General features: G+C 70.7%; 19 protein-coding genes. 12 read left to right on the forward strand and 7 right to left on the reverse strand.

Annotation, left to right across the window (positions count from 1 at the left end; all coding sequences use genetic code 11):
• Positions 1–12 precede the first annotated feature (12 nt).
• Positions 13–753 carry an MIP/aquaporin family protein gene (locus ACZ4IF_RS19200; protein ID WP_467564322.1) on the forward strand — a complete coding sequence of 247 codons (741 nt, stop codon included), beginning with the start codon at positions 13–15 and terminating at the stop codon, positions 751–753.
• 13 nt (positions 754–766) lie between these two features.
• The gene (gene glpK / locus ACZ4IF_RS19205; protein WP_467564324.1) at positions 767–2,287 is read left to right on the forward strand and encodes a glycerol kinase GlpK; all 1,521 of its coding nucleotides are present in this window, start codon (positions 767–769) and stop codon (positions 2,285–2,287) included.
• A 138-nt stretch (positions 2,288–2,425) separates the two neighbouring features.
• Here glpK and ACZ4IF_RS19210 read toward each other — a convergent pair whose 3' ends face one another.
• Genes ACZ4IF_RS19210 through ACZ4IF_RS19230 form a run of 5 tightly spaced genes read right to left on the reverse strand, consistent with a single transcriptional unit; the run spans position 2,426 to position 10,567 of the window.
• Complete coding sequence (locus tag ACZ4IF_RS19210; protein WP_359503536.1) at positions 2,426–3,031, reverse strand: GTP-binding protein; 606 nt, start codon at positions 3,029–3,031, stop codon at positions 2,426–2,428.
• Positions 3,012–6,716: a hydantoinase B/oxoprolinase family protein gene (locus ACZ4IF_RS19215; protein ID WP_467564327.1), complete on the reverse strand. Its 3,705-nt coding sequence runs from the start codon at positions 6,714–6,716 to the stop codon at positions 3,012–3,014. The genes ACZ4IF_RS19210 and ACZ4IF_RS19215 overlap by 20 nt, the downstream gene beginning before the upstream one ends.
• A gap of 24 nt (positions 6,717–6,740) precedes the next feature.
• The gene (locus ACZ4IF_RS19220) at positions 6,741–7,136 is read right to left on the reverse strand and encodes a DUF742 domain-containing protein (protein ID WP_095932942.1); all 396 of its coding nucleotides are present in this window, start codon (positions 7,134–7,136) and stop codon (positions 6,741–6,743) included.
• A gap of 9 nt (positions 7,137–7,145) precedes the next feature.
• Positions 7,146–7,586 carry a roadblock/LC7 domain-containing protein gene (locus tag ACZ4IF_RS19225; RefSeq protein WP_359503540.1) on the reverse strand — a complete coding sequence of 147 codons (441 nt, stop codon included), beginning with the start codon at positions 7,584–7,586 and terminating at the stop codon, positions 7,146–7,148.
• Positions 7,583–10,567, reverse strand: coding sequence for a nitrate- and nitrite sensing domain-containing protein (locus ACZ4IF_RS19230; protein ID WP_467564330.1), 2,985 nt, complete (start codon positions 10,565–10,567; stop codon positions 7,583–7,585). The genes ACZ4IF_RS19225 and ACZ4IF_RS19230 overlap by 4 nt, the downstream gene beginning before the upstream one ends.
• A gap of 420 nt (positions 10,568–10,987) precedes the next feature.
• On the opposite strand from ACZ4IF_RS19230, the gene ACZ4IF_RS19235 reads away from it, so the two are divergent.
• Entirely contained in the window at positions 10,988–11,515 is a 528-nt protein-coding gene (locus ACZ4IF_RS19235; protein WP_467564802.1) for a hypothetical protein, read from the forward strand.
• A 171-nt stretch (positions 11,516–11,686) separates the two neighbouring features.
• On the opposite strand, the gene ACZ4IF_RS19240 is transcribed toward ACZ4IF_RS19235, so the two are convergent.
• Positions 11,687–12,895: an NAD(P)/FAD-dependent oxidoreductase gene (locus ACZ4IF_RS19240; RefSeq protein WP_467564332.1), complete on the reverse strand. Its 1,209-nt coding sequence runs from the start codon at positions 12,893–12,895 to the stop codon at positions 11,687–11,689.
• Positions 12,896–12,929: 34 nt separating this feature from the next.
• Entirely contained in the window at positions 12,930–13,250 is a 321-nt protein-coding gene (locus ACZ4IF_RS19245; protein WP_095932944.1) for a bifunctional 3-phenylpropionate/cinnamic acid dioxygenase ferredoxin subunit, read from the reverse strand.
• 214 nt (positions 13,251–13,464) lie between these two features.
• Between ACZ4IF_RS19245 and ACZ4IF_RS19250 the strand changes: the two genes are divergently transcribed.
• The 9 genes from ACZ4IF_RS19250 (at position 13,465) to ACZ4IF_RS19290 (ending at position 26,028) form a co-directional block, all read left to right on the forward strand.
• Positions 13,465–14,286 carry an IclR family transcriptional regulator gene (locus tag ACZ4IF_RS19250; protein WP_028803597.1) on the forward strand — a complete coding sequence of 274 codons (822 nt, stop codon included), beginning with the start codon at positions 13,465–13,467 and terminating at the stop codon, positions 14,284–14,286.
• A 414-nt stretch (positions 14,287–14,700) separates the two neighbouring features.
• On the forward strand, positions 14,701–15,786 hold the full coding sequence (locus tag ACZ4IF_RS19255; protein ID WP_467564335.1) for an S-(hydroxymethyl)mycothiol dehydrogenase: 1,086 nt from the start codon (positions 14,701–14,703) through the stop codon (positions 15,784–15,786).
• Positions 15,783–16,403 (forward strand): MBL fold metallo-hydrolase, encoded by a 621-nt coding sequence (locus ACZ4IF_RS19260; protein ID WP_467564337.1) that lies wholly within the window; start codon positions 15,783–15,785, stop codon positions 16,401–16,403. Before ACZ4IF_RS19255 ends, ACZ4IF_RS19260 begins: the two co-directional genes overlap by 4 nt.
• A 34-nt stretch (positions 16,404–16,437) precedes the next feature.
• Positions 16,438–18,900 (forward strand): GcvT family protein, encoded by a 2,463-nt coding sequence (locus ACZ4IF_RS19265; RefSeq protein WP_467564339.1) that lies wholly within the window; start codon positions 16,438–16,440, stop codon positions 18,898–18,900.
• 20 nt (positions 18,901–18,920) lie between these two features.
• Positions 18,921–20,075 (forward strand): N-methyl-L-tryptophan oxidase, encoded by a 1,155-nt coding sequence (gene solA / locus ACZ4IF_RS19270; RefSeq protein ID WP_467564341.1) that lies wholly within the window; start codon positions 18,921–18,923, stop codon positions 20,073–20,075.
• An 11-nt stretch (positions 20,076–20,086) separates the two neighbouring features.
• A complete protein-coding gene (locus tag ACZ4IF_RS19275; RefSeq protein ID WP_467564343.1) occupies positions 20,087–21,232 on the forward strand; it encodes an aromatic ring-hydroxylating oxygenase subunit alpha in 1,146 nt (381 codons plus the stop codon).
• The gene (locus ACZ4IF_RS19280) at positions 21,225–22,685 is read left to right on the forward strand and encodes an aldehyde dehydrogenase family protein (RefSeq protein ID WP_467564345.1); all 1,461 of its coding nucleotides are present in this window, start codon (positions 21,225–21,227) and stop codon (positions 22,683–22,685) included. The genes ACZ4IF_RS19275 and ACZ4IF_RS19280 overlap by 8 nt, the downstream gene beginning before the upstream one ends.
• A gap of 210 nt (positions 22,686–22,895) precedes the next feature.
• Complete coding sequence (locus ACZ4IF_RS19285; protein WP_467564347.1) at positions 22,896–24,461, forward strand: APC family permease; 1,566 nt, start codon at positions 22,896–22,898, stop codon at positions 24,459–24,461.
• Positions 24,462–24,477: 16 nt separating this feature from the next.
• The gene (locus ACZ4IF_RS19290) at positions 24,478–26,028 is read left to right on the forward strand and encodes a GMC family oxidoreductase (protein ID WP_467564349.1); all 1,551 of its coding nucleotides are present in this window, start codon (positions 24,478–24,480) and stop codon (positions 26,026–26,028) included.
• Positions 26,029–26,097: the final 69 nt, after the last annotated feature.

The raw sequence follows: 26,097 nt of genomic DNA on the forward strand, positions 1-26,097 counted from the left end.
CTAGGAGCCGCCATGAGCAACGGAGACATCTTTGTCGGCGAGTTGATCGGCACCGCGATCCTGATCCTTTTCGGCGCCGGAGTGTGCGCCGCCGTCACCCTCAACAAGTCCAAGGCACAAGGCGCCGGCTGGGTGGTCATCGCGTTCGGATGGGGCTTCGGTGTCCTGGCCGGCGCGTACACCTCGGCACCGCTTTCCGGAGGCCAGATCAATCCGGCGGTCACGATCGGCTTCGCGATCGAAGGCTCCACGAAGTGGGAGGACGTGCCCTTCTACATCCTGGGCCAGTTCGCCGGAGCCATGATCGGGGCCACGCTCTGCTGGCTGCTCTACCTCGGGCAGTTCAACCTCAACTCCGAAGAGGACAAGGCCATCGAGACGCTGGGGATCTTCTCGACACGGCCCGAGATCAACAACCCCGTGCAGAACCTGATCACAGAGATCATCGCCACCATCGCGCTGATGCTGCCCATCCTCGGGCTGGTCGGCGGGAGCAAGCACGTCGCGGGCATCGGCGACGCGGGCCTGCCCGTCCTGCTCATCTCCCTCCTCGTCGTGGGCATCGGCCTCTCGCTGGGCGGCCCCACCGGGTACGCCATCAACCCGGCCCGCGACCTGGGACCGCGCCTCACCCACGCGCTGCTGCCGATCCCCAACAAGGGCACCTCGGAGTGGAGTTACTCCTGGATCCCGGTGGTCGGCCCGATCGTGGGCGCCGCCATCGGGGCCGCGATCTACAACGCAGCCTTCTGACGAAGGGGACGTCATGACGGACCATGCCGAGAAGTACGTCGCCGCAATCGACCAAGGCACCACCTCGAGCCGTTGCATCATCTTCAATCAGGCCGGCGCGATCGTCGCCGTCGACCAGCGCGAACACCGCCAGATCTTCCCCAAGCCGGGCTGGGTGGAGCACGACGCCACGGAGATCTGGTCCAAGGTGCAGGCCGTGGTCGCCGGCGCGCTCGCCAAGGCCGGACTGCGGGCCGACCAGCTGAGCGCGCTCGGCATCACCAACCAGCGCGAGACGACGGTCCTGTGGGACCGGGCCACGGGCAAACCCGTCCACAACGCCATCGTCTGGCAGGACACCCGTACGTCCGCGCTCTGCAACGAACTGGGCGGCACGGACGGACAGGACCGCTTCCGCGAGCAGACCGGTCTCCCCCTGGCCAGCTACTTCTCGGGCCCCAAGGCGGCCTGGCTGCTGGACAACGTGCCGGGACTGCGGGCCCGGGCCGAACGCGGTGAGATCGCCTTCGGCACGATCGACTCCTGGCTGATCTGGAATCTGACCGGCGGCACGGACGGCGGACAGCACGTCACCGACGTGACCAACGCCGGGCGCACCATGCTCATGAACCTGGACACGCTCCAGTGGGACTCGTCCATCCTGTCCGCGATGAACGTCCCCGAGGCGGTGCTCCCGGAGATCAGGTCCTCGTCCGAGGTGTACGGCAGCGCCGTGGGCCAGCTCTCCGGCGTGCCGGTCGCCTCCGCACTGGGCGACCAGCAGGCCGCGATCTTCGGGCAGGCCTGCTACGACGTCGGCACGGCGAAGAACACGTACGGAACCGGCAGCTTCCTGCTGCTGAACACCGGCAACCGGCCGGTCCCGTCGAAGAACGGGCTGCTGACGACGATGGGATACAAGATCGGCACGGAGGCGCCGGTCTACTGCCTCGAGGGGTCCATCGCGATCACGGGCGCACTGGTGCAGTGGTTCCGCGATCAGCTCGGCATCATCCGCAACGCCGACGAGATCGAGACACTGGCCGCGAGTGTCGAGGACAACGGCGGCGCGTACATCGTGCCCGCCTTCTCCGGTCTGTTCGCACCCTACTGGCGCGCCGACGCACGTGGCGTCGTCACCGGGCTCACGCGGTACGTCACCAAGGCGCACCTCGCCCGCGCGGTGCTGGAGGCGACCAGTTGGCAGACCCGCGAGGTCGTGGACGCCATGTACCAGGACTCCGGGGTGCAGATCACCACCCTCAAGGTCGACGGCGGCATGACCAAGAACCAGCTGCTGATGCAGCATCAGGCGGATGTGCTGGGCGTGCCGGTGATCCGCCCGAAGGTCTCCGAGACGACCTGCCTGGGCGCGGCCTACGCGGCCGGGCTCGCCACAGGGGTGTGGAACGACCTGGACGAGCTGAAGTCGCACTGGCAGAAGGACGTCGAGTGGACTCCGTCCATGGAGGCCTCGGTACGCGACCGCGAGTATCACAACTGGCGCAAGGCGGTGGAGAAGAGCTTCGGCTGGCACGAGGACGACGTCAGCTGAACAAGATCCACGCGCGCTGGCCTCTCGGACGCTCCACGCGCGCGTGCTCGACTGCGGCCCGTACCCCGGTCGGCGAGGGTACGGGCCGTACCTGCGCGCGGATCGTGGTGGCGAGAGCCGGGGCCGGTCCGGGTGCCGTCAGGTCGCGACGGTCTCGCGGCGGTCTGCGGCGTGGGCCATCGCGTGCTGGACGACCGAGATGAGGACTTCCTTGACGGATTCGCGATCGCGCGCGTCGCACAGGACGACCGGCACTCCGGGGTCGAGGTCGAGTGCCTGGCGGACGTCGTCGGTGGGATACCGTGCGGAGTCGTCGAAGCAGTTGACACCGACGACGAAGGGTATGGAACGCCGCTCGAAGTAGTCGACGGCGGCGAAGCAGTCCTCCAGCCGGCGGGTGTCCGCGAGGACGACGGCGCCGAGCGCGCCGGTGGCGAGTTCGTCCCACAGGAACCAGAAGCGGTCCTGGCCGGGTGTCCCGAAGAGGTACAGCACCAGGTCCTCGCGGAGCGTGATGCGGCCGAAGTCCATCGCCACGGTGGTGGTGTGCTTGCCTTCCACGCCACTGGTGTCGTCGACCGGCCGGCCCGCCTCCGTGAGGAGTTCCTCGGTGCGCAGCGGCTTGATCTCACTGACCGCGCCGACCAGAGTCGTCTTGCCCACGCCGAAGCCGCCCGCCACCAGGATCTTGAGCGTGACGGGCTCGACCGGAGGCTTGCCGCGCTCAGAACGCCCGAAGATCATCGATCTTTTCTCCTGCTTCATCATGGTCGCGCGGTGGAGGACCGTAGCCTCCGCCGCCGGGGGTTTCGATGACGAGTACGTCGCCGGGGCCGACGTCCGCCGAATCACTTCCGCCAAGTTCGGTGACCGTGCCGTCGGCACGTTCGACCCGGTTGGCACCGAGGGATCCCGGTTCGCCGCCCGCCATGCCGTAGGGGGCGACCCTGCGGTGCTGGGAGAGCGTCGAGACCGTCATGGGCTCCAGGAAGCGGAGGCGGCGCACACCGCCGTCCCCGCCCCGCCAGCGCCCCGCGCCACCGCTGCCGCGCCGGACCGCGAACTCGTCGAGCCGGACCGGAAGTCGCCACTCCAGGACCTCGGGGTCCGTCAGCCGCGAGTTGGTCATGTGGGTCTGCACGACGGGGGCGCCGGGGAAACCGTCGCCCGCGCCCGACCCGGAGGCCACGGTCTCGTAGTACTGGTGGCGCTCGTTGCCGAACGTCACGTTGTTCATGGTTCCGGAGCCCTCGGCCTGCACCCCCAGAGCAGCGTAGAGCGCGCCGGTGATCGCCTGGGACGTCTCCACGTTGCCCGCGACGACGGCGGCCGGGGGCTCGGGGGCGAGCATGGAGCCGCGCGGCACGACGATGTCCAGGGGCCGCAGGCAGCCGTCGTTGAGCGGGATGTCGTCGGCCACCAGAGTGCGGAAGACGTACAGGACGGCGGCGTTGACCACCGAGAAGGGCGCGTTGAAGTTCGTGGTGAGCTGTGCCGAGGTACCGGTGAAGTCCACCGTGGCGGTGCGTTGTTCCCGCCGCACGGACACGCGGACACGGATGACGGCACCGGAGTCGGTCTCGTAGCTGAACTCGCCGTCCTCCAGAGCGTCGATGACGCGGCGCACCGCCTCCTCGGCGTTGTCCTGGACGTGCTTCATGTAGGCCTGCACGACGTCGAGCCCGAAATTCGTGATCATACGGCCGACTTCGTCGACGCCCTTCTGGTTGGCGGCGATCTGGGCGCGCAGGTCGGCGAGGTTGGTCTGCGGGTTGCGTGAGGGGTAGCGCGCACCGGTGAGCAGGTCCAGGGTCTCGGCCTCGCGGAAGCGGCCGTCCTCGGCGAGCAGCCAGTTGTCGAAGAGGATGCCCTCCTCCTCGATGGTGCGACTGCCGGCCGGCATGGAGCCGGGCGCGATGCCGCCGATCTCGGCGTGGTGGCCGCGGGAGGCGACGTAGAAGAGGATCCGCTCACCCTCCGTGTCGAAGACCGGGGTGATCACGGTGACGTCGGGAAGGTGGGTGCCGCCGTGGTACGGGTCGTTGACCGCGTACGTGTCGCCCGGCCGCATGCTGTCGCCGCGCCGCCGGATGACCTCCTTCACGCTGGTGCCCATGGATCCCAGGTGGACGGGGATGTGCGGGGCGTTGGCGACGAGGCTGCCGTCGGGGTCGAAGAGGGCGCAGGAGAAGTCCAGGCGCTCCTTGATGTTGACGGACTGGGCGGTGGACTCCAGGCGGGCGCCCATCTGTTCGGCGATGGACATGAAGAGGTTGTTGAAGACCTCGAGGAGGACGGGGTCCGCTTCCGTGCCGAGATCGGAACTCTGCGTGACCGCCACCCGTTCCATGACCAGATGCCCGTCGTCCGTCGCCGCGGCCCGCCAGCCGTCGTCGACGACGGTCGTCGCGCCGGCCTCCGTGATGATCGCGGGTCCGGTCACGGCCTCGCCGGGCGGCAGTTCCTCACGGCGGTGCAGAGGCACGTCGTGCCAGGCCCCGCCCGTGTGCAGGCTGACCGACGCGGGCGCGGGAGCGGGGCTGTGCGGTGCGGAGCGGCCGGCGAAGGGGGCGAGCGCGGAGAGATCGGGGGGTTCGGTGAGACCGGTGGCTTCCACGGAGAGGGCTTCGACGACGACCGGGCGGTCGAGGGTGAAGGAGTAGGTGGCGCGATGACGTTCCTCGAAGGCTTCGATCATGGTGTCGGGCTCGGTGAGCTCGACGGTGAGGACCGTGTCGGTGCCGTCGTAGCGGAGTTGCGCGCGGCGTGTGACCCGGATGCGGTCCTCGGGCACGTCCTCGGCGAGCAGTTCCGAGCGGGCGGCGCTCTCCAGGTCGTCGGCGGTCTTCAGGACGCCCGGCATCGAGGAGGCTTCCACAGGTGCCTCCACGGACTGTTCGCGCATGGCCGTGGTGTCGGCGAGTCCGATGCCCAGGGCGGACAGGACGCCGGCCATGGGCGGGACGAGGACGGTGCGGATGCCCAGCGAATCGGCGACCATGCACGCGTGCTGGCCGCCCGCGCCGCCGAAGGTGGTGAGCGCGTAGCGGGTGACGTCGTGGCCCTTCTGGACCGAGATCCGCTTGACCGCGTTGGCGATGTTGGCCACGGCGATCTGGAGGTAGCCCTCGGCGACCTGCTCGGGGGTACGGTCGTCGCCGGTCCTGTCGCGGATCTCGCGGGAGAGCGCGGCGAACCGCTCGCGGACCAGCGCGTCGTCCAGGGGCTGGTCGCCGTCCGGTCCGAACACCGTGGGGAAGTACGCGGGCTGGATCCGCCCGAGCGCGACGTTGGCGTCCGTGACGGTGAGCGGGCCGCCGGCCCGGTAGCAGGCGGGGCCCGGGTCGGCGCCCGCCGAGTCGGGGCCCACCCGGTAGCGGGAGCCGTCGAAGTGGAGGACCGAGCCGCCGCCGGCGGCGACGGTGTGGATGTCGAGCATGGGCGCGCGCAGCCGGACCCCGGCGATCTGGGTGGTGAAGACGCGCTCGTACTCCCCCGCGAAGTGCGAGACGTCCGTGGAGGTGCCGCCCATGTCGAAGCCGATCACGCGGTCGAAGCCGGCGAGCTGCGACATCCGGGCCATGCCGACGATGCCGCCCGCGGGCCCGGACAGGATGGCGTCCTTGCCGCGGAACTGCCCGGCTTCGGCGAGCCCTCCGTTGGACTGCATGAACATCAGCCGGACGCCCTGGAGCTCGTCGGCGACATGCTGGACGTAGCGCCGCAGGACCGGCGAGAGGTAGGCGTCGACGACCGCCGTGTCCCCGCGCGGGACGATCTTCATCAGGGGGCTGACCTCGCTGGAGAGCGAGATCTGGGGGAAACCGGTGCGGGCCGCCAGCTCACCGACCGCCTGTTCGTGGGCGGGGTGGAGGTGGCTGTGCATGCAGACGACGGCGACGGCCCGGATGCCGGAGTCGTAGGCCTCCTGGAGGGGGCCGGCGAGCGCGTCCAGGTCGGGGGCGCGCAGGACCGTGCCGTCCGCGGCGATCCGCTCGTCGATCTCGACGACCTTCTCGTAGAGCAGCTCGGGCAGCTCGATGGCGCGGGCGAAGATGCGGGGGCGGTTCTGGTAGGCGATCCGCAGGGCGTCGCGGAAACCGCGTGTGATCACCAGGAGGGTGCGTTCGCCCTTGCGTTCCAGAAGGGCGTTGGTGGCGACGGTGGTGCCCATGCGGACGGCGTCGATGTGCGGGCCCGTGGCACCTCGGCCTTCGCGGTTGCCGTGGCGGTCGTGGTCACGGTCGCCGTCGCCGTCACCGTCGCTGTCGCTGTCGAGGAGTTCACGGACGCCGGCGACGGCCGCGTCCGCGTATCTCGCCGAGTTCTCGGAGAGCAGTTTGTGCGTGAGCAGGCGGCCGTCCGGGCGTCGCGCGACGATGTCGGTGAAGGTGCCGCCCCGGTCGACCCAGAATTGCCAGCCTGTCACGTCTGTTCCCCGCTTCCGCGCTGCTCAGAGCGCCCGGAGGCCGTTGATCACGTCGCGCAGAATACTCTCGTCCGGCAGCTCGGCGGGCGGTACGGGACGTGTCACGTGGACCATTTCCTCGTCCACGAGGTCCCCGATGAGGACCCGTACCACTCCGATCGGCAGGTCGAGTTCGGCGGCCAGCTCGGCGACCGACTGCGGCGCGTCGCGGCAGAGTTCGACGATGTCCACGTGCTCCGGGGACAGCGTGTGGTCCGCTTCGGGGTCGTCGGCGTGAGGTTCCGTGACGACCACCGCGATCAGATCGAGGCGGTGCTGGGCCGGACTGGTGGTGCGGCCACGCGTCATGGCGTACGGGCGGACCACCGGTCCGGCTTCGTCGTCGAACCAGTGGCGTGTTCCCTGACCGTCTCCGCTCATGTCATCCCACTACCCGCCCGCGGGCAGATCGGTGCGCGGAGTGGCGGCCAGATGTACGCCCACCCGCTTCACGAGGAGCGTCATCTCGTACGCGACCTGCCCGACGTCCGAGTCGGCGTCGGCGAGCACGGCCAGGCAGCTGCCGTCACCGGCCGCCGTGACGAACAGGAAGGCCTCGTCGAGCTCGACGACGGTCTGACGGACGCTGCCCGCCTCGAAGTGGCGGCCGACGCCCTTGGCGAGGCTGTGGAAGCCGGAGGCGACCGCGGCCAGGTGCTCGCTGTCCTCCCGGGTGAGGTCCTTGGAGGCCCCGGTGGGCAGGCCGTCGCCGGAGAGCACGATCGCCTTGCGGATGCTGGCGACGCGGTCCACCAGCTCGTCGAGCAGCCAGTTCAGCTCGCCGGATGCCGTGCTGGTCTCGGTGGGCCCTGCGGCCTTCGGTGCGGTCATCGACCGTCCCCCTTTGTCGTTCCTCTTGCTGAGCCGTCCTGGGCGTCGTCGCCCACGGCGTTCTCCTCGCGGCCGCGCTGCCAGCCCCGCTGGAGCGAGGCCATCCGGTTGCGTACCTCGTCGGCGTCGCGCTCGGCGACGTCCGGACCCGTGCCGGTGCCGGTCCGGTCGCGCTCGGCGCGCCGGTCGGGTCCTGCTTTCAACTGCGGGGCCAGATTGGCCTGGCGGACGCGGCGGGGCAGGCGCGCCGCGCCCGCTTCCGCCTCGCCGGTGGTGGCCTCGGGGCGCGCGGCGGTCGCGGAGCCTGACGGTGTCCCGCCGGTGTCCGCCGGCGTGGTGCCGCGTCGGGTGCGTCTCGGGAGGGCCGGGGCCTCCCCGGAGCCGGGAGTGCCGGGAAGGCCCGGTGTCCCCCGCAGGCTCGCGGACTCCCGGAGGCCTGACGTGTCACGCAGCCCGGGGGCCTCGCGAAGGCCGGGACCCTCCGACCGCTCGCCGCCACGCCGCATCGAGGCCTCGGAACGCGCGCCGCGCCGCGTGGGCAGCGGCTTCGCGCCGTCCGGTTCCCTCGTGCGCCGTTGCGACGGTTCCCGGTTCCCGGCCGACTCCCGGCTCGACACGGGCTCCGTGTACGGCACCGGCGCGAAGCTGTCGTCGGGCTCGTCCGTCTCGTCGCGCCGGGACCTCGTCCGGGTCACCGGACGGCCGTGCGAGCTGACGAGCTTGGGAGCTCCGCGCCGCGGCAGCGGGACGGCGGGGGCACCCGGACGGTCCTCGCCGACGAGCGCGGGCTCGTCCTCACCGTCGCGCTCCTGCTCTTCCTCGCCGACCGGTACGCCCGCGATGGAGCGACGTGGCCGGAACAGACCGCCCCGCTCGCTGTCCTCGTCGTCGAGGGCGCCGGGGAAGCCGGTGAGGGTGTCCAGATCGACGGGTGCGTCCAGCTCGACCGGGCCGTCCAGGATCGAGGCGGGCAGGCCGGGCAGACGCACGGGCGCCTCGGAGAGCGCCGCCTTGCGGCCCTCCGCCACCGCGGCCTCCTTCGAGGGGAGCGCGCGGTCGAGCCGGAATCCGATGCCGTTGGTGTCCGGGACGTCGTCGGTGAGGAGCATGTCGGGAATGAACACGACAGCGGTGGTTCCGCCGTACGGGGACGGCTGAAGGGAGACGCGCACGTTCTGGCGCTGGGCCAGTCGGCTGACGACGAAGAGACCGAGCCGGTCGGTGTCCGAGAGCTCGAACTCGGGCGTCTCGGCAAGCCTCAGGTTGGCGTCGAGGAGAGCCTCGGCGGCCATGCCGAGGCCACGGTCGTGGATCTCGAGGGTGAAGCCGTTGGCGACGCGTTCGCCGACGACGTGGACGGCCGTGTGCGGAGGCGAGAACACCGTGGCGTTCTCCAGGAGTTCGGCCACGAGATGGGTGACGTCGGCGACCGCGGGACCGGTGACGGCGACGCGCGGCAGGCGGCGCACCTCGATGCGCTCGTAGTCCTCGACCTCGGCGACGGCGGCACGGACGATGTCCATGAGCTGTACGGGTTTGCGCCACTGCCGGGAGGGTGCGGCGCCGGAGAGGATGACCAGGCCCTCCGCGTGCCGGCGCATACGCGTGGTCAGGTGGTCGAGGCGGAACAGGTCGGCCAGTTCGTCGGTGTCCTCGGTCCGGCGCTCCATGGTGTCGAGGAGCGTGAGCTGCTTGTGGAGCAGCACCTGGCTGCGGCGCGCGAGGTTGACGAACACCTCGGAGACGCCGTCGCGCAGTTCGGACTGCTTGACGGCGGCCTCGACGGCGGCGCGCTGGAGGGTGTTGAGGGCCTGACCGACTTCGCCCATCTCGTTCTTGTCGTATTCCAGCCGTGGCACTTCGGTCTCGACGTCGACCTCTTCGCCGGCGGAGAGTCGGCGCATGACGCTGGGCAGGCGGACGCCGGAGGCTTCGTGCGCCTCGAGCCGCAGTCGGCGCAGATCGCGGATGAGGCTCCGGCCGATGCGCACGGACATGACGAGCGACACCAGCACCGCGATGAGTCCGACGACACCGGCGACGATCGCCTTGACGATCACGCCCATCGCCACGGGCCCGACCCGGTCCTGGTAGCGGTCGCCCGCCTGGTCGTCCATTTCGCCGAGATCGTCGAGGACGTGTCGGGCCGCCCCGTCCCAGCTCTTCGCCGTGACGCCGCGCGGCGAACCGTCGGTGGCGGTGACGACCGACTGTTCGGCCACCCGCAGGGGCGCCGTGTCGGCGTTCTTCCAGTAGCGCTGGAAGCGTTCACGCTCCGAGGACGGCAGCAGCGGCAGGCTGGTGTCGTACAGCAGAGTGCGCTGGGCCACGAGGTCGGAGATGTCGCGGGCCTCGTCGCGGGTCAGCCGGCCCACGACCAGGGCGGAACCGAGCAGGGCGTCCTCGCGGGACAGCAGCTCACGGGCGCGGTCCACATTGACGAGGGCGCGGCCCTGCTTGTCCATCTCCACGTTGTCGAGCACGTGCAGGTTGGCCAGCAGGACGTAACAGGGGTCGACGAGACGGTTGTAGAGGTCGAGGGCCTGGGACCGGTTGACGGTGCCCTCCTCGACACTGCGGCGCAGCGAATCGATACCACCGACGGCGTCGAGGAGCGAGGTGAGTCGCTCGCTGGTGCCCCCGCCCATCTCGTCGCGCAGGTCCCCGTCCTTGGAGTTCTTTCGGACCTTCGCCACGACCCTGTCGGTGGCGGTCCTGCTGCGCTTGAGGGCGGCGAGCGCGTCCGAGGCGCGGGGATCGGCCAAGTAGACGAGTGTCTGTCTGCGTTCCTGCTGGAGGACGCGGACGGCGTCCTCCGTGGGGAAGCCGATCTTCTCCACGACATCGGCCACGTTGAACAGCTGTTTGGCGGCGCGGCCGGTGAGTACGGTCGCAAAGCCCCAGATCGCTGTCAGGGAAACCAGCGGCACGAGGAGCAGCGCCACGATCTTCCGGCGGATGGACTTCCCGCGAAAGCGCATGGCCTCCCCCAGCTCGACCCCCTCCCGGGGGTACACATGTGCGTCAACAAACGGCGTGAGCCTACTACCGACGCACAGGTAACTCGAAGACCCGTCCGGGTGCAGCCCGCGCGGGTCGGGAACGAGACATGGGCAGTTGTCCGTTCATTGGGGGAGATCGCCTCCCCCAATCCGGCACTTGGGGCCGGATCCCATCGGAGCGGTGAAGTTGGTCAGTTGGCCGGAAATCTTCGCTCCTTGGGAATCTTCGGGACACGTCGTTCGTCTGTCTGTACGGGAAATGGGGGCGGAATCGGTCACAGGGGCCGCATGCCGCGCTCAGGGGGCGTAAAAGAGCGCAAGCCGGGCAGCCAACTGGGGAGCGGGTGTCGCGTGACACCTGTGCGAGGAGCCTGCTGGGCGGTGGGGAGTGACGAGTTGATGGGCACGGCGGAGCGGAGCGGGGCGCTCGGGGAAGGTGTTGCGGCGCCCGAGACGGCGCAACTGGCCGTCCAGGCACCGGATCACGACATTCCGACGGACGAGTACGAGGTGTACGGGCGCGAAGCCCCCCCGTACTACCGCCCGTTGTGGATCGAGGAGCCCGCGCGCAGGCGGCGGTTGCCCGACCCGGTGCGCACGGCGGCGGTGCGGGCCGTCCTGATCATCGCCGTGACCCTGATACAGGCGGTCGTGGCCTTCTTGTGCACCCTCGCGGGGTCCTGGTTGGCGTTCCCCATGGTCCTCAGCAGCATCGCCGGCACCGTCGTGGCCACGTGGGCGGCGCTCGACGTCTGGGTGACCCGCCAGGTGTGGAACCAGCGCAACGGAGTGGTGTCGGTGCCGAGCAGCACCGCGCGGGCCCTGCGCCGGGAGCGACGCAAGGCCAGGCGGCAGGCTCGGGCGACGGAGCGGTCGCAGGAGCGCATACGCCGGCGCGGGGGTGCCGGGCAGCTCTCGCACTCCTAGCGAGACAGTGTGCGCAACCGCCGTCGGCGGGTGTACCTGTGACCGAGCGGTCCTCGTCACAGGCACACCCGGGACAGGACGGTCCGTCGCAGGCACACCCGGGACGGAGCCGTCCGCGACGGGCGCAGCCGGCATGGAGCTGCCCGTCGCCGGCGCCTCGACGGCGCCGCTTCAGAGGCGGGCCGTCGGCGCGACCGGCATTTCACTTCGGGCCAGTTCGCGGCGGACCCGTGTGAACGGACGGGGGCGGTCCACGGAGAGCACGGCCGTCGTCCGGCCGTCCCGTTCGTAGAGGGCGAGGAGTCCGCCCTCGGCGGGCCCTCCCTCCTCGATCCCGCCCTCGATGATCCGGACGGTGTCCGACTCGTGCCGGCGCCCTGCGAACTGGATCCGCGCCCCGTACTGGTCGGACCAGAAGTAGGGCAGGGGCCGACCGGTGGCGACGGTGCGTCCGGCCAGCAGGTTGCGTACGGCGACCCGGGGTTGCTCGGTGGCGGAGGTCCAGTGCTCGGCGCGGGTGCCACCGACACGGGCGACGTCACCGACGGCGACCACCTGCGGCAGCGCGGTCGCACAGCCGTCGTCGCACAGCACTCCGTCGTGCAGGGCGAGGGTCGAGCCGGCGAGCCAGCCGATGTTCGGTGTGGCCCCGATGCCCACGATCACGACGTCGGCGTCCAGCACCCTGCCGTCGGACAGCCGGACACCGGTGACAGCGGGCGGAGACGTACCTCCTCGTCCGCTCCCGCGCAGGCCGGCGACACCGGTGCCGGTGACCAGGGCGACGCCGCCGCGGCGGTGCAGTGCGGCACACACGGCGGCCATGCGGGGGCCGAGTTGGGGGACGAGGGGCAGTGCCGCCGCCTCGACGACGGTGACGTCGTGGCCGAGAGCGGCGCACGAGGAGGCCGTCTCGGCGCCGATGAAGCCGCCGCCGATGACGACGATCCGGCGCGGACCCCGGGTGAGTTCCGCACGCAGGGCGCGGGCGTCGTCGAGGGTGCGCAGCGTGTGCACCCCGGCGAGATCGTCGCCCGCCAGACGGCGGGCGCAGGCACCGGTGGCGATGACCACGCCGTCCGTGGAGATGGTGCGGCCGTCGTCGAGGAGGACGGTGCGCCCCCGGGCGTCGAGGCCGCGGGCGCATACGCCCAGGTGCCACTCGGCGTCGAGTTCCGTGCTCTCCTCGCCGTCGATGAGGGCGAGTTGGGCTTCGTTGGCGCGGCCGGCGAGGAAGTCCTTGGACAGGGGCGGACGGTCGTAGGGGCGGTGCCGCTCGTCGCCGATGAGCACGAGCCGTCCGTCGAAGCCCTGGGCTCGCAGCTCGCGGGCCGCGTACAGGCCGGCGAGGGAGGCGCCGACCACGGTCACGGTCCTCATGCGACCCGCGCCGCGTCGCGTACGGTCACGGCGTTCATGCGGCGGTGCCCTCCTCGGCGGCAAGGTGGACGTGGATCATTCCGTCGTCGACGGTGACGCGGTGGGTACGGACCGGGCGTCGCGCGGGAAGGCAGGTCGGCAGGCCGGTGCGGAGATCGAATGAGGCCGCGTGCAGCGGGCACTCGACGAGGCAGCCTTCGAGCCAGCCCTCGGAGAGCGACGCGTCCTGATGCGTGCAGGTGTCGTCGATGGCGTACAGCTCGCCCTCCGCGTGGAACACGGCGACGGGCGGCGTGGTGTCGACTCGTACGGATTCGCCCTCGGGGAGGTCTTCAAGGCGACAGACGGGAATCATGGGCCCCCCTCTCGGTCCGGACGGATTCGTCCGGGACCTCTCAGGTCCAGGTCGTCGGGAACCTTCCGGGTTCCGGACGCTTCGGTAACATGATGTTTCGTATGGCGCACGAGGGAGCGCTATGCGCAACAGAATCCGCGCGGGGGTCCCGTCACGTCAAGGGCTTCCCGCAGATGCGGCCCAAACAGGGCCGTCAGGTGGTGAGAGTTGAGCTATGACCCGCACTCAGAAGCAGGCTGAGCACGCCGAGGAGACGTCCGACAAGCCCGGCGGCAGGGGCGCGGGCAGCGCCGTTCAGTCGGTGGACCGTGCCGTGAGCGTCCTGGAGATCCTCGCCCGGCTCGGCGAGGCAGGAGTCACCGAGATCGCCGAAGAGCTGGACGTGCACAAGTCCACCGCGTTCCGGCTGCTGGGGGTGCTGGAGAACCGCGGCCTGGTGGCCCAGGCCAAGGACCGGGGGAAGTACTACCTGGGCGCCGCCGTGCTGCGCCTCGCCGGGGCGGCGGCCGTGCGTCTCGACATCTCCCAGGAGGGCGTCCCGGTCTGCCGCGAACTCGCCGACGAGCTGGGCGAGACGGTCAACATAGCGGTGCTGGACGACGACGCCGCCGTCAACATCATGCAGGCCCGCGGCACCGCCTCGGTCACGGCGCAGAACTGGCTCGGCAGGCGCACCCCGCTGCACGCCACCTCCAGCGGCAAGGTACTGGCCGCGCACATGCCGCCCACCCTGCGCGAGGGTCTGCTGGCGCGCCCGTTGCCCCGCTTCACCGAGCGCACGATCACGGGCCCCTCGTCGCTGCGCGCCGAGCTGGAGGCCGTGGTGGAGCAGGGCTACGGGATCACCATCGAGGAGCTCGAACTGGGACTCGCCGCGGTGGCGGCGCCCGTTCGGTCGCACGACGGCAAGGTGATCGCCGCGATCAGCGTGTCGGGTCCGGTGTACCGGCTGAACGCCGACCGGCTGCCGGAGCTGACCAAGCGGACGGTGGCCGCCGGCGCGGAGCTGTCGCGCCGCATGGGCTACGGCTTCTGAGCCCGAAGCCGGGCCGGCCGGCCCGGCTTCCGACCCGACGGCCGGGCCGACACCCGGCACCCCGATCCGCCCCCCTGAGCCGACCCGCCTGGACCGGCCGACCCGGATTCCGGCGACGACGGGGCCGGCCCCCTGCCCCTGGACCAATCCCTCCTCGGCCAGGCCCAACCGCCCCGCCCCACCCCTCTCCCACGGCAACTCCCGCGCCGTCCGCACCCCTGAGCCGCCCCACCACCCCTGACGCGGGGCCGGGACTCCCCCGGCCGCCCGTCCCGTGTATCCGCCAGGTTTCGGGCGCCCCGTTCCTTTTGCCAAGGGTTAACTCCCACCCCTTGACGGCCCCCTGAGGGCCTTCTCAGTATGTTCCTCATCGCGCAACCCATCGTGCATTGCGCAACAGCAGAGGAGCTTGTCGTGCCCCACGAGGTCCGTGCCGTAGTCGCTGTCGAGAAGGGCGCACCCGTCGAGGTGCAGACGATCGTCGTTCCCGATCCGGGACCGGGCGAGGTGCTCGTCGCGGTGCAGGCCTGCGGGGTCTGCCACACGGATCTGCACTATCGGGACGGCGCGATCAACGACGACTTCCCGTTCCTGTTGGGCCATGAGGCGGCCGGCACGATCGAGGCGGTCGGCGAAGGCGTCACCGACCTGGTCCCCGGCGACTACGTGGTCCTCGCCTGGCGCGCCCCCTGCGGCACCTGTCGCTCGTGCCGCCGCGGACGCCCCTGGTACTGCTTCGACTCCCGCAATGCCACCCAGCCGATGACGCTGCTCGACGGCACCCCGCTCAGCAACGCCCTCGGCATCGGAGCCTTCGCGGAGAAGACCCTGGTCGCCGCCGGGCAGGCGGTGAAGATCGACCCGGCCGCCCGGCCGGAGGCAGCGGGTCTGATCGGCTGCGGAGTGATGGCCGGATACGGCGCCGCGGTGAACACCGGGAACGTGGGGCGCGGGGACACGGTCGCCGTGATCGGCTGCGGCGGTGTCGGCAACGCGGCCATCGCGGGCGCCTGCCTCAACGGCGCCATGAAGGTCATCGCGATCGACATCGACGACAAGAAGCTCGACCAGGCGGAGAAGTTCGGCGCCACGCACACCGTCAACTCCCGCGGCACCGACCCCGTCGAGGCCGTGCGCGCGCTCACCGACGGCTTCGGGGTGGACATCGCCATCGACGCGGTGGGCCGTCCGGAGACGTACAAGCAGGCCTTCTACATGCGCGACCACGCCGGTGTGCTCGTCCAGGTCGGTGTCCCGGACCCGGAGATGAGGATCGACCTCCCGCTGATCGACCTGTTCTCGCGCGGCGGCGCCCTCAAGTCGTCCTGGTACGGCGACTGCCTGCCGAGCCGCGACTTCCCCTTCCTCATCGACCAGTACCTGTACGGCCTGCTCGACCTCAACGCCTTCGTCAGCGAGACCATCTCCCTCGACCAGGTCGAAGAGGCGTTCGGCAAGATGCACCGCGGTGAGGTGCTGCGGTCCGTGGTGGTCCTGTGAGTCACCAAGTCACCGTCCGGCGCGTCGTCACGTCCGGCACCTTCAGCCTCGACGGCGAGACCTTCGACGTCGACAACAACGTGTGGCTGATCGGCGACGACAAGGAAGTGCTGATCGTGGACGCGGCGCACGACGCGCGGGCGATCCACGCGGCCGTGGACGGCCGCAAGGTCACCGCCATCGTGTGCACGCACGCCCACGACGACCACATCGGCGCGGCGGCCGAGCTCTCCGTACTGACCGGCGCACCGGTCCTTCTCCATCCCGACGACAACGAGCTGTGGTCGTTCACGCATCCCGGCCGCAAGCCGGACGGCGAGCTGAGCGACGGCCGGGTCCTCACGGTCGCCGGAACCGAGCTCCAGGTGATCCACAACCCCGGCCACACCTGGGGCAGTTGCTCGCTGTACGCTCCGTTCCTCGAGACGGTCTTCACCGGGGACACCCTGTTCCGGGGCGGGCCCGGTGCCACCGGCCGCTCCTGTTCCGACCGGCCCACCATCGAGGCCTCCGTCCGCAACCGCCTGCTCACCCTGCCCGGCAGCACGGTCGTGCGCACCGGGCACGGCGAGGACACCACCGTCGAGGCCGAACGGCCCCACGTCCCCACCCCCTGAGCACGTCCGCTCCCGCACCCCGGCAAGGAGGGGCATGTCCAGCACGCCCGCAACCCGCCCGCGCGGTCCTCGGGTCGTCGTCATCGGCGCCGGCATCGTCGGCTGCTCGCTCGCCGACGAACTGACCGCACGCGGGTGGACCGACGTCACCGTTCTCGAACAGGGACCGCTGCCCGCGCCCGGCGGCTCCACCTCCCACGCACCGGGGCTGGTGTTCCGGACCAGCCCGTCCAAGACGCTCACGGAGTTCGCGCGGTACACCGTGGAGAAGTTCGGCTCCCTGCGGGTGGACGGCGTCTCCTGCTTCGACCAGGTCGGCGGTCTGGAGCTCGCGACCACGCCCGGGCGCCTGGCCGACCTGCACCGCAGGGCGGGATACGCCGCGTCCTGGGGAGTGCACGGCGAGATCGTCAGCGCCGCCCGCTGCAAGGAACTCTGGCCGCTGCTCGACGAGTCGGCCGTGCTCGGCGGCTTCCACACCCCGGACGACGGGCTGGCCCGCGCCCTGCTCGCGGCCCGCGCCCAGACGGAGCGCGCCGAGAGCAGGGGCGCCCGTTTCCTCGACCGCCACACGGTCACCGGCATCGAGCGGGAGGACGGCCGCGTCACTGCCGTCGTCACCGACCGCGGTTCCTTCCCCGCCGATCACGTCGTCTCCGCCGCCGGATTCTGGGGCCCGGTCATCGGGCGCATGGCCGGGGTCGACGTGCCCCTGCAACCGCTCGCGCACCAGTACGCGAAGACACGGCCGTTGCCCGAACTGGCCGGCGCCGTCGCCGAGGCGTCCCGGCCCATCCTCCGCTTCCAGGACCGCGACCTGTACTTCCGTGAGCACCACGACCGCATCGGCATCGGCAGCTACGCCCACCGGCCGCTGCCCGTCGACCCGTTCGCCGTCCTCGCCTACGACGAGGCGCGCGCGAAGGACATGCCGATGCCGTCGTCGTACCCGTTCACGGCCGAGGACTGGGCGCCGAGCTGGGACGACTGCCGCCGACTGCTGCCCGCCCTGCGCGGGTCGGAGGTCGAGGAGGGCTTCAACGGCGTGTTCTCCTTCACGCCGGACGGCATGCCCGTCCTCGGCGAGTCCCGTGAGCTGCGCGGTTTCTGGCTGGCCGAGGCCGTCTGGGTCACGCACTCCGCGGGTGTGGCGAAGGCGGTCGCCGAATGGATGGTCGACGGGCGCGCGTCCATCGACCTGCACGAGTGCGACCTCACGCGTTTCGAGGACGCGCAGCGTTCACCGTCGTACGTGCGTGAACGCGGTTCACAGCAGTTCGTCGAGGTGTACGACGTCCTGCACCCCCTCCAGCCGATGGAGCAGCCGCGTCCCTTGCGCGTCAGCCCCTTCCATGCCCGGCAGCAGGAGCTCGGCGCGTATTTCCTGGAGGGCGGCGGCTGGGAGCGCCCGCACTGGTATGAGGCGAACGCCCCGCTCGCGGACGGCCTGCGCCTGCCGGAGCGTGACGCGTGGTCGGCCCGCTACTGGTCCCCGATCGCGGCGGCCGAGGCGCAGGCGACCCGTGAGAAGGTCGCCCTGTACGACATGACGCCGCTGCGCAGGCTGGAGGTCACCGGCCCCGGCGCCCTCGGCTTCCTCCAGCGCATGACGACCAACAACCTGCGCAAGAAGCCCGGAGCGGTCACCTACACGCTGCTGCTCGACGAGACCGGCGGCGTGCGCTCCGACCTGACCGTCGCACGGCTCGCCCCCGACCGGTTCCAGGTGGGCGCCAACTCCCCCGCCGACCTGGACTGGCTGATCCGCCACGCACCCGACGACGTGCACCTCCGCGACATCACCTCCGGCACCTGCTGCATCGGCGTGTGGGGGCCGCTCGCCCGCGAGCTCGTCCAGCCGCTGACCCACGACGACTTCTCGCACGAGGGCTTCGGCTACTTCCGGGCCAAGCAGACCCACCTGGGCCATGTCCCGGTCACCGCCATGCGGTTGAGCTACGTCGGCGAGCTGGGCTGGGAGCTGTACACCACCGCCGACCTGGGATTGCGGCTCTGGGACACGCTGTGGGAGGCGGGGCAGCCGCACGGCGTGATCGCCGCGGGACGCTCGGCCTTCAACTCCTTGCGCCTGGAGAAGGGTTACCGCGCCTGGGGCGTCGACATGACGGACGAGCACAACCCGTACGAGGCGGGTGTGGGGTTCGCGGTCCGCATGGACAAGGACGGCTTCGTCGGCCAGGAGGAGCTGCAGGGCCTCGCCGGGACGGAACCCGCGCGCAGGCTCACCCCGCTGCTCCTCGACGATCCCTCCTCCGTCGTCCTCGGCAAGGAACCTGTCCACGTCGGCGGCACCCCCGCCGGCTACGTCACCAGCGCCTCCTACGGCTACACGCTCGGCCGCTGCGTCGCGTACGCCTGGCTGCCCTCCCTGGCGACGGGTACCGGCGTGCACATCGAGTACTTCGGCGAGAAGGTTCCCGCGACCGTCGCCGAAGAGCCCCTCTTCGACCCGAAGATGACCCGCATCCGCTGCTGACATGCCCTCAGGAGGCCTTCGTGTCCCCCACCTACGACGTGATCGTGATCGGTCTCGGCGGCATGGGCAGCGCCGCCGCCCACCACCTGTCCGCACGCGGTGCGCGTGTGCTCGGTCTGGAGAAGTTCGGCCCCGTGCACAACCGCGGCTCCAGCCACGGCGGTTCGCGCATCACCCGGCAGTCCTACTTCGAGGACCCGGCGTACGTGCCGCTGCTGCTGCGCGCGTACGAACTGTACGAGGACCTGGAGCGGGAGACGGGACGCGACATCGCCACCCTCTGCGGCGGCGTCATGGTCGGCCCCCCGGACTCGCGGACGGTCTCCGGCTCGCTGTTCTCGGCCCGGCAGTGGGACGTGCCGCACGAGATGCTGGACGCCGCCGAGATCCGCCGCCGTTTCCCGACGCTCGCCCCGCGCGACGACGAGGTCGCGCTCTACGAGGCGCGCGCCGGCCTGCTGCGCCCCGAGAACACCGTCGCCGCCCACCTCCAGCTCGCCACCCGGCAGGGCGCCGACCTGCACTTCGAAGAGCCGATGACGCGCTGGGAGCCGTACCGCGACGGTGTGCGCGTCCACACGGCCGAGAACACCTACACCGCGGGCCAGTTGGTGATCTGTCCCGGGGCATGGGCACCGCAGCTGCTCACCGACCTCGGTGCGCCGTTCCGGATCGAGCGGCAGGTCATGTACTGGTTCCAACCGCGCGGCGGAACCGGGCCGTTCGTCCCCGACGCCCATCCGATCTACATCTGGGAGGACGCGGCCGGCGTCCAGGTCTACGGCTTCCCCGCCATCGACGGCCCGGAGCTGGGCGCCAAGGTCGCCTTCTTCCGCAAGGGTGTCGAGTGCACCCCGGAGTCCATCGACCGGACCGTGCACGACGACGAGGTGCGGGCCATGGCCGGCCACATGTCCCGCTGCATCCCCGACCTGCCCGGCAGCTTCCTCAAGGCCGCTACCTGCATGTACTCCAACACTCCCGACGAACATTTCGTCATCGCCCGGCATCCCGCGCACCCGGAGTCCGTCACCGTGGCCTGCGGATTCTCCGGACACGGCTTCAAGTTCGTGCCGGTCGTCGGCGAGATCCTCGCCGACCTCGCGCTGAAGGGCACCACCGAGCACCCCATCGGCCTGTTCGACCCCAGCCGCCTCGCCGCCGCGCCCGCCTGAGGAGTCCGCACGTGTCGACGATCCCCGTCTCCCCGTCCCCCCTCTCGCCCAGCCTGATCGCCACCCTCCCCGGGCGCTACTACACCGATCCGGAGATCTTCCGGCAGGAACAGGAGCGACTCTTCGAGTCGATGTGGTTCTGCGCCGTCCGCTCCGCCGACCTGGCGAAGCCCGGCGCGTTCCGCACCGTGCAGGTCGGCCGCGAGAGCGTCCTCGTCACCCGTTCCCGCACGGGCGAGCTGCGCGCCTTCCTCAACATCTGCCGCCATCGCGGGGCCCGGTTGTGCACCGATGAGTCCGGGGAGGTCCGCCGGAGTCTCCAATGCCCTTACCACGCCTGGACGTACGACCTCGACGGCAGGCTCGTCGCCGCGCCGAACCTGACGAGAATGCCGGACGTCGACCGCGCCGAGTACGGCCTGGTCACGGTCGCCCTGCGCGAGTGGCTGGGGTACGCCTGGGTGTGCCTGGCCGACGAACCGCCCTCCTTCGAGGAGACCGTGACGGGCGCGGCCGTGGAACGGCTCGGCGACGCGGCGGCCATCGAGCACTACGGCACCGAGAACCTGGCGCTCGGCCGGCGCATCACGTACGACGTGAAGGCGAACTGGAAGCTGATCGTCGAGAACTTCATGGAGTGCTACCACTGCGCGACGATCCACCCCGAGCTCACCGACGTGCTGCCGGAGTTCGCCGACGGGTACGCGGCCCAGTACTACGTCGGCCACGGCGCCGAGTTCGGCGAGGGGATCAAGGGGTTCACGGTCGACGGCAGCGAGGGCTTCGCCCGGCTCCCCGAGGTCTCCGACGACCAGGACCGCCGCTACTACGCGATCACCGTGAAGCCGACGGTCTTCATCAACCTCGTCCCGGACCACGTCATCCTGCACCGCATGTTCCCGCTCGCCGAGGACCGTACGGTCGTCGAGTGCGACTGGCTGTACGCGCCGGAGGTCGTCGCGTCCGGCGCGGACGTGTCCAAGTCGGTGGAACTCTTCCACCGCGTGAACGAGCAGGACTTCGCGGCCTGCGAGCGGACCCAGCCGGCGATGGCCTCGCGGGCCTACCGCAGGGGCGGTGTGCTGGTCCCCACCGAGCACCACATCGGCATCTTCCACGAGTGGCTGACGACGCAGCTGGGAGGCCCGCATGCCTGACCTGTTCATCGACGGTTCCTGGCGGGGCGCGCTGGACGGGCGCACCCGGGAGATCCGCTGTCCCGCCGACGGCGCCCCGGTCGGCGTCGTCGACGAGGCGGGCGGCAAGGACACGGCCGACGCGATCGCCGCCGCGCGCCGCGCCTTCGACGACGGACCGTGGCCCGCGACAGCGCCCGCGGACCGCGGCGATCTGCTGCTGCGCGTCGCCGGCCTGCTCGTACGCGACAAGGACGCGCTCGCCCGCGCCGAGTCCCTCGACACCGGCAAGCGGCTCGTCGAGAGCGAGTACGACATCGACGACGTCGCGAACTGTTTCCGCTACTTCGGCCGGCTGGCCGCCGCCGAGGCCGGCCGGGTCGTCGACACGGGCTCGGCGGCCGTCGACAGCCGTGTCGTGTACGAGCCCGTCGGGGTCTGCGCGCTGATCACACCGTGGAACTATCCGCTGCTGCAGACCGCGTGGAAGGTCGCGCCGGCCCTGGCGGCGGGCAACACCTTCGTCCTCAAGCCGAGCGAGCTCACCCCGCACACGGCGATCCGTCTGATGCGCCTCCTGGACGAGGCGGGGCTCCCGCCGGGCGTCGCCAACCTGGTGCTGGGCGCGGGTCCTGAGGCGGGCGCACCCCTCGCCGACCATCCGGACGTGGACCTCGTCTCGTTCACCGGCGGCCTCGGGACCGGCCGTCGGCTGATGGCCGCGGCGGCCGGGACGGTCAAGAAGGTCGCCCTGGAACTCGGCGGCAAGAACCCCAACATCGTGTTCGCGGACGCCGACTTCGAGACGGCGGTCGACATGGCCCTGACGGCCGTCTTCCTGCATTCCGGGCAGGTCTGCTCGGCGGGAGCACGGCTCCTGGTCGAGGACGGGCTGCACGACCGGTTCGTCGACGAGGTGGTGCGGCGCGCCGGGCGGATCCGGCTCGGCGGGCCGTTCGACGAGCGGGCGCAGACCGGTCCGCTGATCTCCGAGGCACACCGCTCCAAGGTCGAGGCGTACGTCGCCGGGGGCCTCGCGGAGGGCGCGGTGCTGCGCTGCGGCGGAGCCCGTCCCGAAGGGCTCGACGAGGGGTTCTACTACCTGCCGACGGTCCTGGACGAGTGCACCGGCGGTATGTCGGTGGTCCAGGACGAGTCGTTCGGGCCCGTGCTCACCGTGGAGCGCTTCGGCAGCGAGGCCGAGGCGGTGCGGCTCGCGAACGACACGGTGTACGGTCTCGCGGGCGCGGTCTTCACGACCGACGAGGCCAAGGCCCGGCGGGTCGCGGCCCGGCTGCGCCTCGGCACGGTGTGGATCAACGACTATCACCCGTACGTCCCGCAGGCCGAGTGGGGCGGTTTCAAGCAGTCCGGCTCCGGACGCGAGCTCGGGCCGTCCGGCCTCGCCGAGTACCGCGAGGCCAAGCACATCTGGCGGAACACCGACCCGTCCCCGCAGGGGTGGTTCGCCTGAGGTCGCGCTGACGCCACCATGCGCACCACACACGCACGACACCGCGTACGACCATGCGCACCACAGCACGCAGCGCACCACACCGCACCGCGCACCACGCCGCACACCGCACCGCGCACCATCCCGCACCGCGCGCAGTCCCCGCACCGGTCCCGGCACCCGCAGGAGCCGCTCCCTCATCCCTCCCCCAGGCCCACCTGGAGTCCGCTCATGACGACAATCGAGCAACCGACAGGCCCACACGGTCACGACGACGCCGAACTCGCCGAGTTCGGCTACAAGCCCGAACTCAAACGCACCCTGGGCAACTTCCACACGTTCGCCGCCGGCATCAGCTACATCTCCATCCTCACCGGCACCTTCCAGCTGTTCTACTTCGGCTACGGCAGCGGCGGCGCCGCCTACTGGTGGTCCTGGCCGATGGTCTTCGTCGGCCAGTTCATGGTCGCGCTCTGTTTCGCGGAACTGGCGGCCCGCTATCCCGTCGCGGGCTCGGTCTACAACTGGTCGAAGAAAATAGGCAATCCGCACCTCGGCTGGCTCGCCGGCTGGATGATGCTGATCGCCTCCATCGTGTCGATCTCGGCCGTGGCGCTCGCCTATCAGCTCACGCTGCCCCAGATCTCCGACGTCTTCCAGTTCGTCGGGGACGGCACCGGCACGTACGACGTAGCCACCAACGCGGTCGTCCTGGCGACCGTGCTCATCCTGTTCACGACCCTGGTGAACGCCTTCGGTGTGAAGCTGATGGCCACCATCAACAGCGCCGGCGTCTTCATCGAGCTGATCGCCACCGTCGTCCTCATCGTGCTGTTCGCCGTCCACATCACGCGAGGACCGCAGGTCGTCACGGAGACCGCCGGCACGGGGGCCGGTCATTCCACGGGCTACCTGGGCGCGTTCCTCGTGGCCTCGCTGGCGTCCGCGTACGTGATGTACGGCTTCGACACGGCCGCCTCGCTCGGTGAGGAGTCCCTGGACCCGTCCCGCAACGCCCCGCGCGCCATCATCCGCGCCATCGTCGCCTCGTTCATCCTCGGCGGACTCGTGCTGCTGCTGGCGCTGATGAGCGTCTCCAGCCTCAAGGGCGACAAGCTGTCCACGGACGGCCTCCAGTACATCGTGCTCGACGTGCTCGGTCCGACAGCGGGCAAGGCGATGCTCTGGTGCGTGCTGATCGCGGTCACCGTCTGCGCGCTCGCCGTGCACACCGCGGCCATCCGGCTGGCCTTCGCGATGGCCCGGGACAACAACCTGCCCGCGTCCGCCCTGATGGCGCGGGTCAGTCCGCGGTTCAAGACCCCGGTGCTGCCCGCGGTGATCATCGGTGTCCTGGCGGTGGCGATCCTCGTCGTCAACATCCGCCAGCCGCAGATCTTCACCGTCGTCACCAGCATCGGCATCATCATGATCTACCTCGCCTATCTGGGCGTCACCGCGCCGATGCTGGTGGCCAGGCTGCGCGGCACCTGGCAGCCGGCCGGCGAGGGCCGGTTCAGCCTCGGCCGCTGGGGCCTGCTCGTCAACGTCGTCGCCGTGGTGTGGGGCGCCGCCATGACGCTCAACCTGATCTGGCCCCGCGCCTCGGTGTACAACGCCGCCGCACCCTTCCACTGGTACCTGCGCTGGGGCGCGGTGCTGTTCGTCGCCGTCATCGCGGGCGGCGGCTTCGCCTACTACTGGTTCGTCCAGCGGCACCGGACCGGTGTGCTCGCCGAGCACCGGTTGGAGTCACCGGCCGCCACGTCTCCCCTCGCCGCTCCCACGGCCGACTGAAGGAGGTCACCCGCTCATGAGCATCGACGAGTTCGACTACGTGGTGGTCGGCGGCGGCACCGCCGGGAACGTGGTCGCCGCCCGGCTCTCCGAGGACCCGTCCGTCACCGTGTGCGTCCTGGAGGCCGGTCCCAGCGACGTCGGCGACGACAGCGTCCTCAAACTGGAGCGCTGGATGGGCCTGTTGGAGTCCGGCTACGACTGGGACTATCCCGTCGAGCCGCAGGCGAGCGGCAACAGCTTCATGCGGCACGCCCGGGCGAAAGTGCTCGGCGGCTGTTCCTCCCACAATTCGTGCATCGCCTTCTGGGCCCCCGCGGAGGACCTCGACGACTGGGCGGCCGCCGGGTGTACGGGCTGGAGCGCCGCCGAACTCTTCCCGCTCTACCGGCGGCTGGAGTCGAACGACGCACCCGGTGACCACCACGGCCGCAACGGTCCGGTCAAGCTGCGCACGCTGAAGGGCGAAGACCCCTGTGGCGCGGCGCTGTTGGAGGCCTGCGCGCAGGCGGGCATCCCGACCACCGCTTTCAACACCGGAACGACCGTGATCCGCGGCGCCAACTGGTTCCAGATCAACTCCGACGAGAACAACATCCGCCAGTCCTCGTCGGTCGCCTACCTCCACCCGGTGATGGGCAAGCGCCCGAACCTGGAGGTACGCACCGGGGTGCGGGCCAAGAAGCTCGTGCTCGACGGCCGACGCTGCGTGGGCGCGGAGTATCTGGACCCGGACCTGGTCCACACGCGGACGGTGCGCGCCCGCCGCGAGGTGATCGTGTCCTGCGGGTCGATCGACACTCCCAAGCTGCTGATGCTGTCCGGCATCGGGCCGGCCTGGCATCTGCGCGAGGTGGGCGTGGAGGTGGTGGTGGACGCCGCCGGCGTGGGCGAGAACCTCCAGGACCACCCCGAGGGCGTCATCATGTGGGAGGCCCGGCGGCCGATGACCACCACGTCCAGCCAGTGGTGGGAGGCGGGCATCTTCTACGACACCGAACCGGGTCTGGACCGACCGGACCTGATGTTCCACTACGGCTCGGTGCCGTTCGACATGAACACGGCCCGGCACGGCTTTCCCACCTCGGAGAACGCCTTCTGCCTGACGCCCAACGTCACGCGCGCGAAGTCCCGCGGCACGGTGCGGCTGCGCACCCGTGACTACCGGGACAAGCCGATGGTCGATCCGCGCTACTTCACGCACGAGCACGACGTGCGGGTGATGACGTACGGCCTGAGGCTGGCCCGCCGGATCGCCGGGCAGCCCGCGCTGAGCGGCTGGACGGGCGCGGAGCTGGCGCCCGGTCCCGACGTGGGCACGGACGACGAACTGCTCGACTACATCCACAAGACCCACAACACCGTCTACCACCCGTCGTGCACGGTGAAGATGGGTGCGGACGACGACGCCTCGGCGCCGCTCGACGCGCGGCTGCGGGTCAAGGGGATCGCGGGTCTGCGGGTGGCGGACGGCTCCGTGATGCCGGACCTCATCTCCGTCAATCCGTGCATCACGACGATGATGATCGGCGAGAAGTGCGCCGACCTGCTGAAGGAAGACGCCTGACGGCACCTCCGCGAGCGGGGGTTCCTGTCGGAGGCATCGGGGAGTGGGGGGGCGGCCCCCCCCGCGGCC

Source organism: Streptomyces sp. NPDC025784 (assembly GCF_055558435.1).